15 protein-coding genes and 2 riboswitches are annotated in these 13,680 nt (G+C 70.4%); of the genes, 6 read left to right on the top strand and 9 right to left on the bottom strand.

The features are described from left to right. Positions 1 to 44 precede the first annotated feature (44 nt). The 4 genes from ACWC0C_RS21910 to ACWC0C_RS21925 all read right to left on the bottom strand — a co-directional run bounded on the left by ACWC0C_RS21910 (position 45) and on the right by ACWC0C_RS21925 (position 3,797). A complete protein-coding gene (locus ACWC0C_RS21910) occupies positions 45 to 1,052 on the bottom strand; it encodes an ABC transporter permease (RefSeq protein WP_449199245.1) in 1,008 nt (335 codons plus the stop codon). A 270-nt stretch (positions 1,053 to 1,322) separates the two neighbouring features. Further along, complete coding sequence (locus ACWC0C_RS21915; protein WP_449199318.1) at positions 1,323 to 2,108, bottom strand: enhanced serine sensitivity protein SseB C-terminal domain-containing protein; 786 nt, start codon at positions 2,106 to 2,108, stop codon at positions 1,323 to 1,325. A gap of 172 nt (positions 2,109 to 2,280) precedes the next feature. Continuing rightward, positions 2,281 to 3,072: an enhanced serine sensitivity protein SseB gene (locus tag ACWC0C_RS21920; protein WP_450865302.1), complete on the bottom strand. Its 792-nt coding sequence runs from the start codon at positions 3,070 to 3,072 to the stop codon at positions 2,281 to 2,283. Between the two features lie 41 nt (positions 3,073 to 3,113). Then, positions 3,114 to 3,797 carry an AAA family ATPase gene (locus tag ACWC0C_RS21925; RefSeq protein ID WP_450865338.1) on the bottom strand — a complete coding sequence of 228 codons (684 nt, stop codon included), beginning with the start codon at positions 3,795 to 3,797 and terminating at the stop codon, positions 3,114 to 3,116. Positions 3,798 to 3,953: 156 nt separating this feature from the next. After that, positions 3,954 to 4,051, top strand: a riboswitch (glycine riboswitch). Further along, positions 4,052 to 4,164: riboswitch (glycine riboswitch) on the top strand. Positions 4,165 to 4,203: 39 nt separating this feature from the next. Between ACWC0C_RS21925 and gcvT the strand changes: the two genes are divergently transcribed. The 4 genes from gcvT to ACWC0C_RS21945 all read left to right on the top strand — a co-directional run bounded on the left by gcvT (position 4,204) and on the right by ACWC0C_RS21945 (position 8,542). Continuing rightward, positions 4,204 to 5,322 (top strand): glycine cleavage system aminomethyltransferase GcvT, encoded by a 1,119-nt coding sequence (gene gcvT, locus ACWC0C_RS21930; protein WP_449199243.1) that lies wholly within the window; start codon positions 4,204 to 4,206, stop codon positions 5,320 to 5,322. Positions 5,323 to 5,430: 108 nt separating this feature from the next. After that, positions 5,431 to 5,808, top strand: coding sequence for a glycine cleavage system protein GcvH (gene gcvH, locus ACWC0C_RS21935; protein WP_228625406.1), 378 nt, complete (start codon positions 5,431 to 5,433; stop codon positions 5,806 to 5,808). 14 nt (positions 5,809 to 5,822) lie between these two features. Then, positions 5,823 to 7,091 carry a serine hydroxymethyltransferase gene (gene glyA / locus ACWC0C_RS21940; RefSeq protein ID WP_449199242.1) on the top strand — a complete coding sequence of 423 codons (1,269 nt, stop codon included), beginning with the start codon at positions 5,823 to 5,825 and terminating at the stop codon, positions 7,089 to 7,091. Between the two features lie 83 nt (positions 7,092 to 7,174). Next, entirely contained in the window at positions 7,175 to 8,542 is a 1,368-nt protein-coding gene (locus tag ACWC0C_RS21945; RefSeq protein ID WP_450865303.1) for an L-serine ammonia-lyase, read from the top strand. 88 nt (positions 8,543 to 8,630) lie between these two features. Here the strand turns inward: ACWC0C_RS21945 and ACWC0C_RS21950 are convergent, their stop codons facing one another. The 3 genes from ACWC0C_RS21950 to ACWC0C_RS21960 are packed head-to-tail and all read right to left on the bottom strand — an operon-like array spanning position 8,631 to position 10,052. Then, positions 8,631 to 9,506 carry a class I SAM-dependent methyltransferase gene (locus ACWC0C_RS21950; protein WP_450865304.1) on the bottom strand — a complete coding sequence of 292 codons (876 nt, stop codon included), beginning with the start codon at positions 9,504 to 9,506 and terminating at the stop codon, positions 8,631 to 8,633. Between the two features lie 20 nt (positions 9,507 to 9,526). Further along, on the bottom strand, positions 9,527 to 9,871 hold the full coding sequence (locus tag ACWC0C_RS21955) for a VOC family protein (protein ID WP_450865305.1): 345 nt from the start codon (positions 9,869 to 9,871) through the stop codon (positions 9,527 to 9,529). Between the two features lies 1 nt (position 9,872). After that, positions 9,873 to 10,052, bottom strand: a complete 180-nt coding sequence (locus ACWC0C_RS21960; RefSeq protein WP_449199238.1) for a ribbon-helix-helix domain-containing protein — start codon at positions 10,050 to 10,052, stop codon at positions 9,873 to 9,875. A gap of 152 nt (positions 10,053 to 10,204) precedes the next feature. Between ACWC0C_RS21960 and ACWC0C_RS21965 the strand changes: the two genes are divergently transcribed. Beyond that, positions 10,205 to 11,242: a phosphatidylinositol-specific phospholipase C domain-containing protein gene (locus ACWC0C_RS21965; protein ID WP_450865306.1), complete on the top strand. Its 1,038-nt coding sequence runs from the start codon at positions 10,205 to 10,207 to the stop codon at positions 11,240 to 11,242. Between the two features lie 36 nt (positions 11,243 to 11,278). Further along, positions 11,279 to 11,833: a glycoside hydrolase family 25 protein gene (locus ACWC0C_RS21970; RefSeq protein ID WP_449199236.1), complete on the top strand. Its 555-nt coding sequence runs from the start codon at positions 11,279 to 11,281 to the stop codon at positions 11,831 to 11,833. Positions 11,834 to 11,846: 13 nt separating this feature from the next. Here ACWC0C_RS21970 and ACWC0C_RS21975 read toward each other — a convergent pair whose 3' ends face one another. Both ACWC0C_RS21975 and ACWC0C_RS21980 read right to left on the bottom strand, forming a co-directional pair. Continuing rightward, positions 11,847 to 12,509: an NADPH-dependent F420 reductase gene (locus tag ACWC0C_RS21975; RefSeq protein WP_450865307.1), complete on the bottom strand. Its 663-nt coding sequence runs from the start codon at positions 12,507 to 12,509 to the stop codon at positions 11,847 to 11,849. A 130-nt stretch (positions 12,510 to 12,639) separates the two neighbouring features. Further along, positions 12,640 to 13,632 (bottom strand): zinc-dependent alcohol dehydrogenase family protein, encoded by a 993-nt coding sequence (locus tag ACWC0C_RS21980; RefSeq protein ID WP_450865308.1) that lies wholly within the window; start codon positions 13,630 to 13,632, stop codon positions 12,640 to 12,642. Between the last annotated feature and the right edge of the window lie 48 nt (positions 13,633 to 13,680).

Below are 13,680 nucleotides of genomic sequence, written 5' to 3' on the forward strand. Positions count from 1 at the left end.
GAGACCCCGTGGAAGAGCTCACGGGACGCTTGGGGTACGGCACTTCAGCGGGAACCCTTCGGGTCGAGCGCGTCCCGCACGCCGTCGCCGAAGAGGTTGAAGGCAAGAACCGTGATGAAGATCGCCACGCCGGGAACCACCATGTACATGGGGTCCGAGTCGTAGTAGTCGATCGCGTTCGAGAGCATCTGCCCCCACGAGGCGGTGGGCGGCTTGACGCCCACGCCCAGGAAGCTGAGTGCCGCCTCGGTCAGGATGTTCGTGGGGATCATCATCGTCGTGTACACGATGATGGGCGCGACGAGGTTGGGCAGCAGCTCCTTGAACAGGATGTAGAACTGCCCGGCGCCGAGCGAGCGGGCCGCCTCGACGTACTCGCGTTCGCGCAGCGAGAGCGTCTGACCGCGCACCACACGGCCGATGTAGGGCCAGCCGAAGAAGCCGATGACCAGGATCATCACGAAGACGCGCACACCCGTGCCGGTGAGTCCCAGCATCTGGTTGGGCATGACGGAGACCAGAGCGATGATGAAGAGCAACTGCGGGAAGGCGAGCAGGCCGTCCATGACGCGGCTGATGACCGAGTCCACCCAGCCGCCGAAGAAGCCCGCCAGGATGCCGAGGACGGTGCCCAGGATGACGGCCACCACGGCGGAGAGGAAGCCGACGAGCAGCGAGATCCGGGCGCCGTAGAGGATGCGGGCGAAGATGTCGCGGCCGTTGACCGGTTCGACACCGAGGAGGTGGTCGCCGCTGAGGCCGCCCAGGGAGCCCTTGGGCGTGCTGAACAGGGGGTCGACCAGGTCCTGGTGGTAGACGTCCGGGTCCTGTCCGACGAGGTTCGCGATCACCGGTGCGAGCAGGGCGATCACGATGAGGACAAGCACGACTATGCCGCCCGTGAGGGCGAGTTTGTCCCGCTTGAGGCGTTCCCAGGCGATCCGGCCCAGGGAGCGACCCTGAACGGCCTTCGCCTCGCCGGCCGCGACCGCCGCTTCCTCGGCCGCGCCCGGGGCCGCTTCCGCGGTCGGCTCGTGCAATGGTGCCGTCATTAGGCTGGGACCCCTCTCAACCGGCTGTAGCCGGCCCGCACTTGCCGCTGGTAGCGGCATCAAACAGTCCGTCGTACACAGGGGCGAACCCCTTGAAGGGGGAGTCTTCAACGCTTGCGCGATCAGCCGCCAGCCTTGACGGGGAATGGATGCGCAACCGTGATGCAAGCTGGCGTTTCCTGTTATGCGGACAGGTAGTTACGGCGAACGGACAGCACGAAGTGGGGCAAACCACCCAGAGGAGGGGGCCGCGCGGCCCGTCCTCGCAGGTCAGTAGCTGCCGTGGACCGGCGGATAGCCGTAGCCGGCGGCCGGCGCCTGCGCTTGGGGAGAGGCCTGGAGCTGGGGTTGCGGCGGGGCCGCGTGGGCCTCGCGGTCGTAGAAGGGGCGGGCGTTGGCCCGCATCCACATGACCACCGGGTCGTAGTCGTCGGTCATCGCGACCGTCGACACCGGCAGGCCCTCCGGGACCGCGCCCGCGGACTGCTGCATCATCGCGCGCACCGAGTCGACGGCGGCCGGCGAGGTGTCGTACACGTCGAGACCGATGGCGAGGTACGGCGCGCCGAGCGCCGGCTGCACCCAGGCGCGGCGCAGCGAGCGCAGGGCCGGGGTGCGGTGGGCGTTCTGCGCGAGCAGGGCGTAGAACTGCGGGATCTCGATGCCGGGTTCGGTCAGCCGGAGAGGGCCGGCGGGCTGGCGGTCCAGGCCCGTGGCGATACGGCGCAGGTCCAGCCAGGGGATGCCGACGCCGCCGCCCGGGGAGTGCGGGTTGAGCCAGAGGCCGTAGTGGTCGGGGTAGAGGGTGCGGGCGACGTCGAGTCCGTCGACGACCTCGTACGACCGGTTCCAGCCGCTGGCCGAGAGTTCCTGGGCGGAGGTGACGCAGGGGGCGTACTGGAAGCCGTCGACCTCCATGTTCCCGTACTGGGCGTCCGGGGAGCCGGCCTGGCCGTGCCACAGGAGCATCCAGATCTGGCCGGCGGACGGGGTGGCGAGGGCGCGCAGCAGGGCCTCGTAGGCGTCGTAGCGGCCGGGGGTGACCTGGCGCAGCATGTGCTCGACGCTGCCGCTGTGGCTCGCGCTCACCTGTCGTGCCCTTCTCTTTTCTGTGCCCCGCGTTTGGGGACAGCTTAAGCGCCCAATAGCTCGGGGCCCCGGGTGCGTGCGCGGGTGCGGGTGCGTTGTGGCTTGTCGCGCAGTTCCCCGCGCCCCTTTGGGGCGCGCCTCAGTGACCGTACTGATAGAAGGGGCGGACCTTCGACCTCAGCCATTCGGCCACCGGGTCGTCCGTCACGTCCAGGAGGACCAGGTTGACCGGCCATTTGACCGGGACTTTACCGAGGGCTCTGCCCAGGGCCTGCATGGGGAGGGTGCGCAGGTCGCCCTCCCACTGGGACAGTTCCACGCCTACGAACATCACCGGGTCGTCCGTCTCTATGGCGGCCAGGCAGCGGCGGGCGGTGAGGACCACGCCGGTCTCGGCGAACTCGGCGGACGCGGCGGAGAGGAAGTCGACCGGGTCGTCCTGCCAGTCGGGCTCGAACAGGCGGACCCGGCCGCCGGTGGCGGGGCCGTCGAGCGGGGTACGGCCGGTCCGGCACAGCTCGGCCACCGCAGCGGGCGGCAGCGGGATGCCGACCAGCGCGTCGGGGTTCACGGCGATACCGACCTGCGGGGGCAGGCCGCGGGCGAACTCCACGGCCGGGGCGATGGTGTAGGGCATGTGGGAGCCGGCCGCCTGGTGCAGCTGCTCCTCGGAGCTGAACACCGGGACGTACACCTGGCCCTCGATGTCCAGCGTGGGCAGGTCGAGCGGGCCGCTGTCCGGGCCGCCGCCGCTCGGCAGCGGGATCCAGAGCAGGCTGCGGCCCAGCACCTCGATGATCCGGCCGGCCGCGGCGGGTATGCCGAGGGAGGCCGAGAGCACCTCCTCCAGCTCGTTGCCGGGCCAGCCGCCGTGCGGCTGGGGGTGCGCCTGTGCCGGGAAGTCCGCGGGAATGTCCGCCGGGAAGTCCATCTGCCTACCGCCTGCTGGGAATCACTCTGTGACCAAGAAGGCTAGCGGTTGGCTGTGACAGCGGCCGACCCCGTGAACTCGATCCGGTGCAGGGCGTTCGCCGCCGGGCGGTCCAGCAGGGTGGCCGAGCCGCAGCCCGCGGGCAGCTCGCCGCGCTCGATCGCGGTGAGCAGCCGGGTGGTCGTACGCCGGTGGCGGTGGAAGGCGTAGGAGGAGACGGTCCGGCCGCGCTCGTGCTGGCCCTCGCGGGCGGTCTCGGGAGTGACGTCGAGCAGGAGGAGGTGGAGGGTGCCGCCGCGGCGGCGCGCCTCGCGGGCGAGCCAGACGCGCACCCAGGGCTGGGTGCCGCAGTCGTGCACGACGACGCCCTCCCCGGCGCGCAGGACGCGGCGCAGGCCGGCGTAGTGGGCGAGGCGCACCAGGGGCCGGTAGAGGGCGTAGGGCAGCAGACGGGGGGCGCGGGCGTCCCAGCGGTCCCGCGTGTCCTGGGAGTCGATGCGGCGGCCCGTGACCGCGCGGTGCATCAGGGTGGACTTGCCGCTGCCGGGCAGGCCGGTGATCACGACCAGGTCGCTGGGGCCGAACACCAGGGCGCGCGGGCCGCGGCCGGCGCGGTCGCGCAGATCGCGGACGACCGGGAGCGGGCCGGGGCGTTGCCTCGGCACCGCGGTGCCCGTGGTGCCGGTAGTGACGGTGGCGTACAACGGGGTCCTGTTCACCGTGATCGTCCTCCCCTGTCGGCTCGGCAATCCTCGTTCCCGAAATGCGTAAAGAGAAGGTAATGGACGATGTCGGTGGCGGGGTCCGCGTCCTGCCACAGGTCGGTTACAAAAGCCCGCTCGCCGTGCAATGATGTGGCCGCCAACTGCATACCGGCCGCTTGAATCCGCGCGGGAGAGTCCCCAGCAGCCTTCGCTGGGGCGCCGAAGGAGCAAGTCCCTCCCTTGAATCTCTCAGGCCCCGTTACCGCGCGGGCGAGGCACATCTGAAAAGCGGGCCGCTGTGTCAGTGGCTCCACCCAAGGTGCAAGCCGCGATCGTCCCTGTGGCGGTCCTGGCGAACCTCTCAGGTTCCGATGACAGATGGGGAGGAACGTTCCTCGCCTGTCATTCCTTGGGAGACGACCGACCGATGAGCAGTACCGAACTCCGTCATACCGCGCTGGATGCGCTGCATCGCTCGCTCGGTGCGACGATGACCGACTTCGCCGGCTGGGACATGCCCCTGCGCTACGGCTCCGAGCGCGACGAGCACGTCGCCGTACGGACGAAGGCGGGGCTCTTCGACCTCTCCCACATGGGCGAGATCACCGTCACCGGCGCCCAGGCGGCCGCCCTGCTGAACTTCGCCCTGGTCGGCAACATCGCCTCCGTCGGCGTGGGCCGCGCCCGCTACACCATGATCTGCCGGGCCGACGGCGGCATCCTGGACGACCTGATCGTCTACCGGCTCGCCGAGACCGAGTACATGGTCGTCGCCAACGCCTCCAACGCCCAGGTGGTGCTGGACGCCCTGGTCGAGCGTTCCGCCGGCTTCGACGCCGAGGTGCGCGACGACCGGGACGCGTACGCCTTGATCGCCGTCCAGGGCCCCGAGTCGCCCGGCATCCTGAAGTCCCTCACCGACGCCGACCTCGACGGCCTGAAGTACTACGCCGGCCTGCCCGGCACGGTCGCCGGCGTCCCGGCCCTCATCGCCCGCACCGGGTACACCGGCGAGGACGGCTTCGAGCTGTTCGTGAAGCCCGAGCACGCGGTCGAGCTGTGGCAGGCACTGACCAAGGCCGGCGAGGGCGTCGGTCTGGTCCCGTGCGGCCTGTCCTGCCGGGACACCCTGCGCCTGGAGGCGGGCATGCCGCTGTACGGGCACGAGCTGACCACCTCGCTCACCCCCTTCGACGCCGGGCTCGGCCGGGTGGTGAAGTTCGAGAAGGAGGGCGACTTCGTCGGGCGCGAGGCGCTCGCCGAGGCCGCTTCCCGCGCCCAGGAGAACCCGCCGCGGGTCCTCGTCGGTCTCATCGCCGAGGGCCGCCGGGTGCCGCGCGCCGGGTACGCCGTCGTCGCGGGCGGCGAGGTGATCGGCGAGATCACCTCCGGCGCCCCCTCCCCCACCCTGGGCAAGCCGATCGCCATGGCCTACGTCGACGCCGCGCACGCGGCGCCGGGCACCGAGGGCGTCGGCGTGGACATCCGGGGCAGCCACGAACCGTACGAGGTCGTGGCACTGCCGTTCTACAAGCGCCAGAAGTAGACACTGGGTGCGGTCACCGTGTGACCCCGCGCACGTTTCCGCTGCTCACCAGCGGCTTCAGCAGTCCCCCTTCATCAGCATTCCCGCGCGTACAGGAGAATTCAGGCCATGAGCAACCCCCAGCAGCTGCGCTACAGCAAGGAGCACGAGTGGCTGTCGGCCGCCGAGGACGGCGTCTCGACGGTCGGCATCACCGAGTTCGCGGCCAACGCGCTCGGCGATGTGGTCTACGCCCAGCTCCCCGAGGTCGGCTCCACCGTGACCGCGGGCGAGACCTGCGGCGAGCTGGAGTCGACCAAGTCGGTCTCCGACCTGTACTCGCCGGTCACCGGTGAGGTCACCGAGATCAACGAGGACGTCGTCAACGACCCGTCGCTGGTGAACTCGGCCCCCTTCGAGGGCGGCTGGCTGTTCAAGGTGCGCGTCGCGGAGGAGCCGGCCGACCTGCTCTCCGCCGACGAGTACACCGCCCAGAACGCCGGCTGAGGAGCCGTAACCGCATGACTGTCCTGAACACGTCCCTGCACGAGCTGGACCCGGAGATCGCCGCCGCGGTCGACGCCGAGCTCGGCCGCCAGCAGTCCACGCTGGAGATGATCGCCTCCGAGAACTTCGCGCCGCTCGCGGTGATGGAGGCGCAGGGTTCCGTCCTCACCAACAAGTACGCCGAGGGCTACCCGGGCCGCCGCTACTACGGCGGCTGCGAGCACGTCGACGTCGCCGAGCAGATCGCGATCGACCGGCTCAAGGAGCTGTTCGGCGCCGAGTACGCCAACGTCCAGCCCCACTCCGGCGCCTCCGCCAACCAGGCGGCCCTGTTCGCGCTCGCCCAGCCCGGGGACACCATCCTCGGCCTGGACCTCGCCCACGGCGGCCACCTGACCCACGGCATGCGCCTGAACTTCTCCGGCAAGCAGTTCAACGTGGTCGCGTACCACGTGGACGCCGGCACCGGTCTGGTCGACATGGCCGAGGTCGAGCGGCTCGCCAAGGAGCACCGCCCGAAGGTGATCATCGCGGGCTGGTCGGCGTACCCGCGTGAGCTGGACTTCGCCGAGTTCCGCCGGATCGCCGACGAGGTCGAGGCCTACCTGTGGGTCGACATGGCGCACTTCGCGGGCCTGGTCGCGGCCGGTCTGCACGCGAACCCGGTGCCGTACGCCGACGTGGTGACCTCCACCACCCACAAGACGCTGGGCGGTCCGCGCGGCGGCATCATCCTCGCGCGCGGCAAGGACTTCGCGAAGAAGCTGAACTCGTCCGTCTTCCCGGGCTTCCAGGGCGGTCCCCTGGAGCACGTGATCGCGGCGAAGGCGGTCTCCTTCAAGGTCGCGGCCTCGGAGGAGTTCAAGGAGCGCCAGCGTCGTACCGTGGAGGGTGCCCGCATCCTCGCCGAGCGCCTGACGGCGGCGGACGCCCGCGAGGCCGGGGTGAACGTGCTGTCCGGCGGCACGGACGTGCACCTGATCCTGGTGGATCTGCGCGAGTCCGAGCTGGACGGGCAGCAGGCCGAGGACCGTCTCCACGAGGTCGGCATCACGGTCAACCGCAACGCGGTCCCGAACGACCCGCGGCCCCCGATGGTGACGTCGGGCCTGCGGATCGGCACGCCCGCCCTGGCGACCCGCGGCTTCACGGCCGAGGACTTCGCCGAGGTCGCGGACGTGATCGCCGAGGCGCTGAAGCCGTCCTACGACGCCGAGGCCCTCAAGGCGCGCGTGAAGGCGCTCGCCGACAAGCACCCGCTGTACCCGGGCCTGACCAAGTAGACCCGGACAAGTAAGTCCCCGGTGGGGCGCCCGACGGAGGATCCCGGAGGGTGCCCCGCCACCCCCTGTCTTGAGGAGTGACCGTGGCCATCTCGGTCTTCGACCTGTTCTCGATCGGCATCGGCCCGTCCAGCTCCCACACGGTCGGCCCGATGCGTGCGGCGCGGATGTTCGCCCGCAGACTGCGCAACGAAGGCGTCCTGGAGCAGGTCGCCTCCGTCCGCACCGAGCTGTACGGCTCCCTGGGCGCGACCGGGCACGGCCACGGCACCCCGAAGGCCGTCCTGCTCGGCCTGACCGGCGACTCGCCGCGCACGGTGGACGTGGAGACCGCGGACGCGCGCGTGGAGGCGATCAAGGCCGAAGGCCGGATCAGCCTGCTGGGCGAGCACGAGATCGCGTTCGACTTCGACAAGGACCTCGTGCTGCACCGCCGCAAGGCCCTGCCGTACCACGCCAACGGCATGACGCTGTGGGCGTACGACGCCGGCGGCGCGGAACTGCTCTCGAAGACCTACTACTCGGTCGGCGGCGGCTTCGTCGTGGACGAGGAGGCGGTCGGCGCGGACCGGATCAAGCTGGACGACACGGTCCTGAAGTACCCCTTCCGCACGGGCGACGAGCTGCTGCGCCTGACGAAGGAGACGGGCCTGTCGATCTCCTCCCTGATGCTGGAGAACGAACGGGCCTGGCGCACGGAGACGGAGATACGCGAGGGCCTGCTGGAGATCTGGCGGGTGATGCGCGAGTGCGTCCGGCGCGGCATGTCCCGCGAGGGCATCCTGCCCGGCGGTCTGAAGGTCCGCCGCCGCGCGGCCGTCTCCGCCCGACAGCTGCGCGCCGAGGGCGACGCGCCGGCGCACGCGATGGAGTGGATCACGCTCTACGCGATGGCGGTGAACGAGGAGAACGCGGCGGGCGGCCGCGTCGTCACGGCCCCCACGAACGGCGCGGCCGGCATCATCCCGGCGGTCCTGCACTACTACATCAACTTCGTCCCCGGCGCCGACGAGGACGGCGTCGTCCGCTTCCTGCTGGCTGCGGGCGCGATCGGCATGCTTTTCAAGGAGAACGCCTCCATCTCCGGCGCCGAGGTCGGTTGCCAGGGCGAGGTCGGCTCCGCCTGCTCGATGGCCGCGGGCGCACTGGCCGAGGTCCTCGGCGGCTCCTCCGAGCAGGTCGAGAACGCGGCCGAGATCGGCATGGAGCACAACCTCGGCCTGACCTGCGACCCGGTCGGCGGCCTGGTCCAGATCCCGTGCATCGAGCGCAACGGCATGGCCGCGGTGAAGGCGGTCACCGCCGCCAAGATGGCCATGCGCGGCGACGGCTCCCACAAGGTGTCCCTCGACAAGGTCATCAAGACCATGAAGGACACGGGCGCGGACATGTCGGTGAAGTACAAGGAGACGGCCCGGGGCGGGCTGGCGGTCAACATCATCGAGTGCTGAGCGTGGGGAGTCCGGACTCGTCGGGAGCCCGGACTCGTCGGGGAGCTCGGTGACTGCGCACGCGGGCTCCCCGCCGGCGTCGGCTCGCTCAGGTCCGGGCCAGGAGCAGATCCTCCCCGGTCGACGGGCGCAGGCCGTCGGGGCGGGCCGCGAAGTAGCGTTCGGCGAGTGAGGTGCCCGGGATGTGCCGGACGTCTGTGAAGCCGGCCTCGCGGGCGAGGTTCAGCATGTCGCCGGGGGTGTAGAAGCTGCGGAACGGGGTGCCGGAGGCGCGGGCGCCCGTCTCGCTGGCCTTGAGGCCGGCACGGTCGCGCTCGTCCACCAGCTCTTCCGGCAGCAGGAAGGTCATGGCGAGGGTCGAGCCGGGTGCCAGCGCGGCGATCTGGCGCAGGGTGGCCGCCGTGGCCTCCTTGGTGAGGTACATGGTGACGCCGGTGGAGGTGATCACCGCCGGCCGTCCGGCATCGAATCCGGCCGCGGTGAGCCGCGTCGGCCAGGACTCGCCGTCCGCCTCGAAGTCCACCGGCACCAGGTGCAGCCCGTCCGGGACGCCAAGGCCGAGTTCGGCCAGGCGGCGGCGCTTGAAGGCCTGCGGGCCCGGCTGGTCGATCTCGAAGACCCGCAGGCGGGAGGCGGTCTCCGGCTTGCGCTGGGCGAAGGTGTCCAGGCCGGCGCCCAGGACGACGTACTGGTCGACGCCGCGGTCGGCCTGCTCGGCGACCAGGTCCTCGATGAAGCGGGCGCGGGCCACCATGGCCGCGCGGAACCCCCTGGTGGCGCTCGGGTCCATGTCCGGGCGGTCGCGCCAGTCCGGTCCGGGGTCCGCGATCCGGAGGCCGATCTCGTCCTCCAGGACGTGGGGCGGCGGGTCGACCTGGACGTGCATCGCCCGCCACAGGGCGCAGCGCACCGCGGTGTTGTCCGGCGTCCCGGTCCGGTCGTCCGTCGTGTCGTTGCCGGTCATGACGTCGCCTCCCCTGCCCGTCACTTCGCCGCGGGGGCCTGGAGGCTCCACAGCCGTCCGTCCGGATCGCGGACCGTCATCAGCCGGGTCCCGAAGTGGGTGTCCTCGAACGGCGTGACCACCTCGACGGCGGGCTCGGCCTCGAACGCGTCCGCGTCCGGCACCTTGAACACGATCTGCGTCTGCGGCTCCCGGTCCTCGGGGATCTCGGCGATGAACACGTACGGCCCGTCGCCGTTGCGGAACTGGCCGGAGTTGTGGTCGGTCGCGAACTCCAGATCGTAGCCCAGCGCCTGGAAGAACTGCGCCGCCTTTCCCCAGTTGTGGGTCTCCAGGAACACGGCCTCGATGCCTTCGGTCGCCATGTCAGGTCTCCTTCTTCCCAGTCGACTGCTGCTGTCCGGGGGCGTCGTCGAGGTAGGCGCGCAGCGCGTCTGCGACCAGCGCCGACAACGACATGCCCGACTCGATGGCGCGGTACTTGACCTGCTTGATCAGTCCGATCGGCAGGTACACGTTGAACTGTTTGACTTCCTCATCACCCACGCCTTCGAGGCTAGCATGCTAGCAATCTAGCCGCCACTGGTGTGCGGGCGCGACGGCCGGAGAGGGACTGATGTTCCGCCAGGGGCTACCGTTCAGTAACCGCTCGCTCCTACGCTGCCGCCAACTGGGCGACAGCGAAGGAGAGTTGAGGAATGGGCGCAGCGAGACGGCTGGCGGCACTCGCGGGGGCCGCCGCTCTGCTGGTGATGGGGCCGGGCAACGCCCACGCGGCGGCGCCCAGGTTCTCCGGGACCACGGCGATCGGGACGCACAACGCGTACGACAAGGCCAAGTACACCTACTTCGCACAGGCGTTGGACTCCGGCGCCTCGCTGCTGGAGCTGGACGTGTACGTGGACAGCATCAGCCACCGCTGGCGGGTCAGCCACAGCAATCCGCTGGGCAACGACAACAACTGCGAGGCCGCGAAGACCCCGAGCGAGCTGTACAGCAAGAGCCGCAACCAGGACCTCGGCAGCTGCCTGGACAACATGGCCGCCTGGAACCAGCTCCACCCCGACCACCCGCCGATCGTCATCAAGGTCGAGATGAAGGTCGGCTTCAACAACAACGCGGGTATGGGACCGGACGAGTTCGACACGCTCGTGTCCCAGAAGCTCGGCGGCAGCGTCTACAAGCCGGCCGATCTGCTGGGCGGGACGTACGGCTCGCTGGACGCGGCGGCGAAGGCGAACGCCTGGCCGGACCGCGACTCCCTCAAGGGCAAGTTCCTCTTCGAACTGATCCCCGGCACGGTGGAGCAGGCCAACCCGTTCGACCACTACTGGACGGACCAGGAGTACGGCGACCACCTGCGCGACCTGTACGCGGCCGGAGACATCGCGCAGGCCCAGGCCTTCCCCGCGGTGTTGGGCGCGGCGGGCGGCGACCCGCGGGCGAGCCGCTGGAGCTCCGACACCTCGATCCGCCCCTGGTTCGTGTTCTTCGACGGTGACGCGGCCACTTATGTGAACAACGGCTACGACACCTCGTTCTACTCCACGAACCACTACATCTCGATCATGACCGACGCCTCCAACGTCTCCCCGGCCATCTCCTCCACCAACCCGACGGACGCCGAAGTCGCCGCCCGGCTAGCCCTGTTGGCCAAGAACCACGCGAGCCTCATCACCTCCGACTGGTCGGCGAAGCCGGCATCGGTACTGGGTGAGGTGACCACCCGAAGCTGAGGTTCCGGATGCGGGCGCAAGGGGCACAACCCCTACATGCTGCACGGCATCGACGTAAGCGCCTTCCAGTCCTCCGCGTATGACACGGACGGCCTCTCCTTCGTCTTCATCAAGGCGACGGAGGGCCGTTCGTACGTCAACCCCCGGCTCACCGCCCAGACCAAGAGGGGCCGTGACGCCGGACTGGTCGTCGGCTTCTACCACTTCCTCTGGCCCGGCAACCTCACCGCCCAGGCCGAGTACTTCGTCCAGCACGCCCCGGACCGCCCCGGCGACCTCCTGGCGGTCGACTGGGAGACGACAGGCGACGGCACGCACGCGAGCAACGCGGAGAAGGACCACTTCATCCGCAAGCTGAAGGAATTACGGCCGCACAACAGGGTCGTGCTCTACACGAACCGCGATTTCTGGCTGAATGTCGATACGACCTCCTACGCCGGTGACGGCCTCTGGATCGCCGACTACGTCACCGCCGGCCACCCCCGCATCAAGGCGAGCTGGCGCTTCCACCAGTACTCCAGCACGCCGCACGACAAGGACGTGGCCCACTTCGCGAGCAAGGACGCCTTGCACGCCTGGGCCACGCCCTAGGTGCACGCAGGCCTCAGCCCCGGAAGTCCGCCGGGCGTTCCGGGGAAGCCTCCGACAGGGCCCTTGTCACTCCTTCCACGCCTGCGCGGAGGCCGTAGACCGGGGTGCCGGGCTGTTGGCGCCAGGAGTCGTCGAGGCCACCCGTGTCCACCGTGTCGAAGCCGAGTTCGTCGATGAGGGTGCGGACGGTCTGCTTGGCCTGCTCGTCGTCGCCGGCGACCGGGAGGGCGAGGCGGTCGGGGTCGCCCGCGGGGCGGGGGCGGTCCAGGATGTCCTGGGCGTAGGTGCCGTTGAAGGCCTTGATCACCGGGTGGCCCAGGTGCTGCTCGGTCCAGCGGCTCTCGACCAGGCCTTCGTCCTCGATGGCCGCGATCCGGCCGTCGCGCTCGCGCGGGTAGTAGTTGCCGGTGTCGATCACCGCCACGCCCTCGGCGGCACCGTCCAGCAGGCCGGACGGGAGGTTCGGGACCGCCTTGACGGGGACGGTGACGACCACGACCTGGGCGCCCTTGGCCGCGTCCTCGGCCCGGACCGGGGTCGCGCCGGTCTCCTCGGCCAGTTCCGCGAGCGTTTCGGGGCCGCGGGAGTTGGCCACGGACACGTCGTGGCCCAGGGCGGTGAGCCGCCGGGTGAGGTTGCCGCCGATGTTGCCCGCGCCGATGATGCCGATCTTCATGACATGCCTTCCAGGGTTGTTCCGTGGTTGTTCCATGCATGTGCATGCGTTTGCCTCCGGCGACAACCCCGTCGGTCCGGGCACTATTCCGCCCCGGCGGCGAACAGGTGAACCGACGAGGAGAGCCGGCTCAGAGGCGTACGACGATCTTGCCCGTGTGGCGGTTGGACTCCATCAGGCGATGCGCCTCCCCGATGCTGCCGAGGCCGTCGAAGACCTCGGCGATCACCGGGCGCAGGGTGCCGTCGGCGAGGCCGGAGCCGATGTAGTGGGCGGCGCGGCGGCGGCCGTCGGCGGTTTCGGTCACGGTGAAGTTGCTGTATCCGTGGACCGTGACGGGCCAGTTCCGGGGCAGCTCGATGGGCCGTTCGGACAGCCAGCCGTAGCTGATCATCGTGGCGTCGGTGGCGGCCGCCCGGCCCAGCTCGCGGAAGACGGAACCGCCGATCGCGTCCAGGACGATGTCGGCGCCCCGGCCGTCGGTCAGCCGCCCGGTCTCCTTGATCACGTCCTCGTGGTCGCCGACCACGACCAGTTCCGCGCCCGCGTCGAGCAGTGCCTGCCGCTTCGCCTCGGTGCGGGTGGCCGCGATCGGGACGGCGCCCGAGCGCCGGGCCACCTGGATGGCGGCGGTGCCGGCACCGCTGGACGCCGCGGTGATCAGCACATGGTCCCCGGCCGCCATCCCCGCCCGCTGGATCAGGGCACCGTAGGCCGTGGAGTAGGTGAGCCAGACGGCCGCCGCGGTGACCGCGTCGACGCCGGCCGGACGCGGCACGACCGAGGTCTCGGGCAGCAGCACGAGGTCGCCGTAGACCCCGTGGGAGCTGAGGTTGAAGTTCGCCGCGGTGAGCACGGGGTCGCCCGGCGCGAAGGCCGTCACGCCCGCGCCGACCGCCGCCACCTCGCCGGCGGCCTCGTAACCGTTGCGGGAGCCCGGCAGGGTCGGCTGGTAGAAGTAGGCCCCGGTGCGGAGCATCGCCTCGGCCCGGTTCAGCCCGAGCGCCTCGACCCGCACCAGCACCTCGCCGGGGCCGGGATCCGGCAGCCGGACCTCCTCGACCGTGAGCACGTCCGGGCCGCCGAGTTCGTGAAAGAGCACTGTGCGTGCGGTAGTTGTCATGCCGTCGACGCTACGGCGCGGGTGGGAGACGCTCCATGTCCTCCTGTC

Source organism: Streptomyces sp. NPDC001709 (assembly GCF_053596375.1).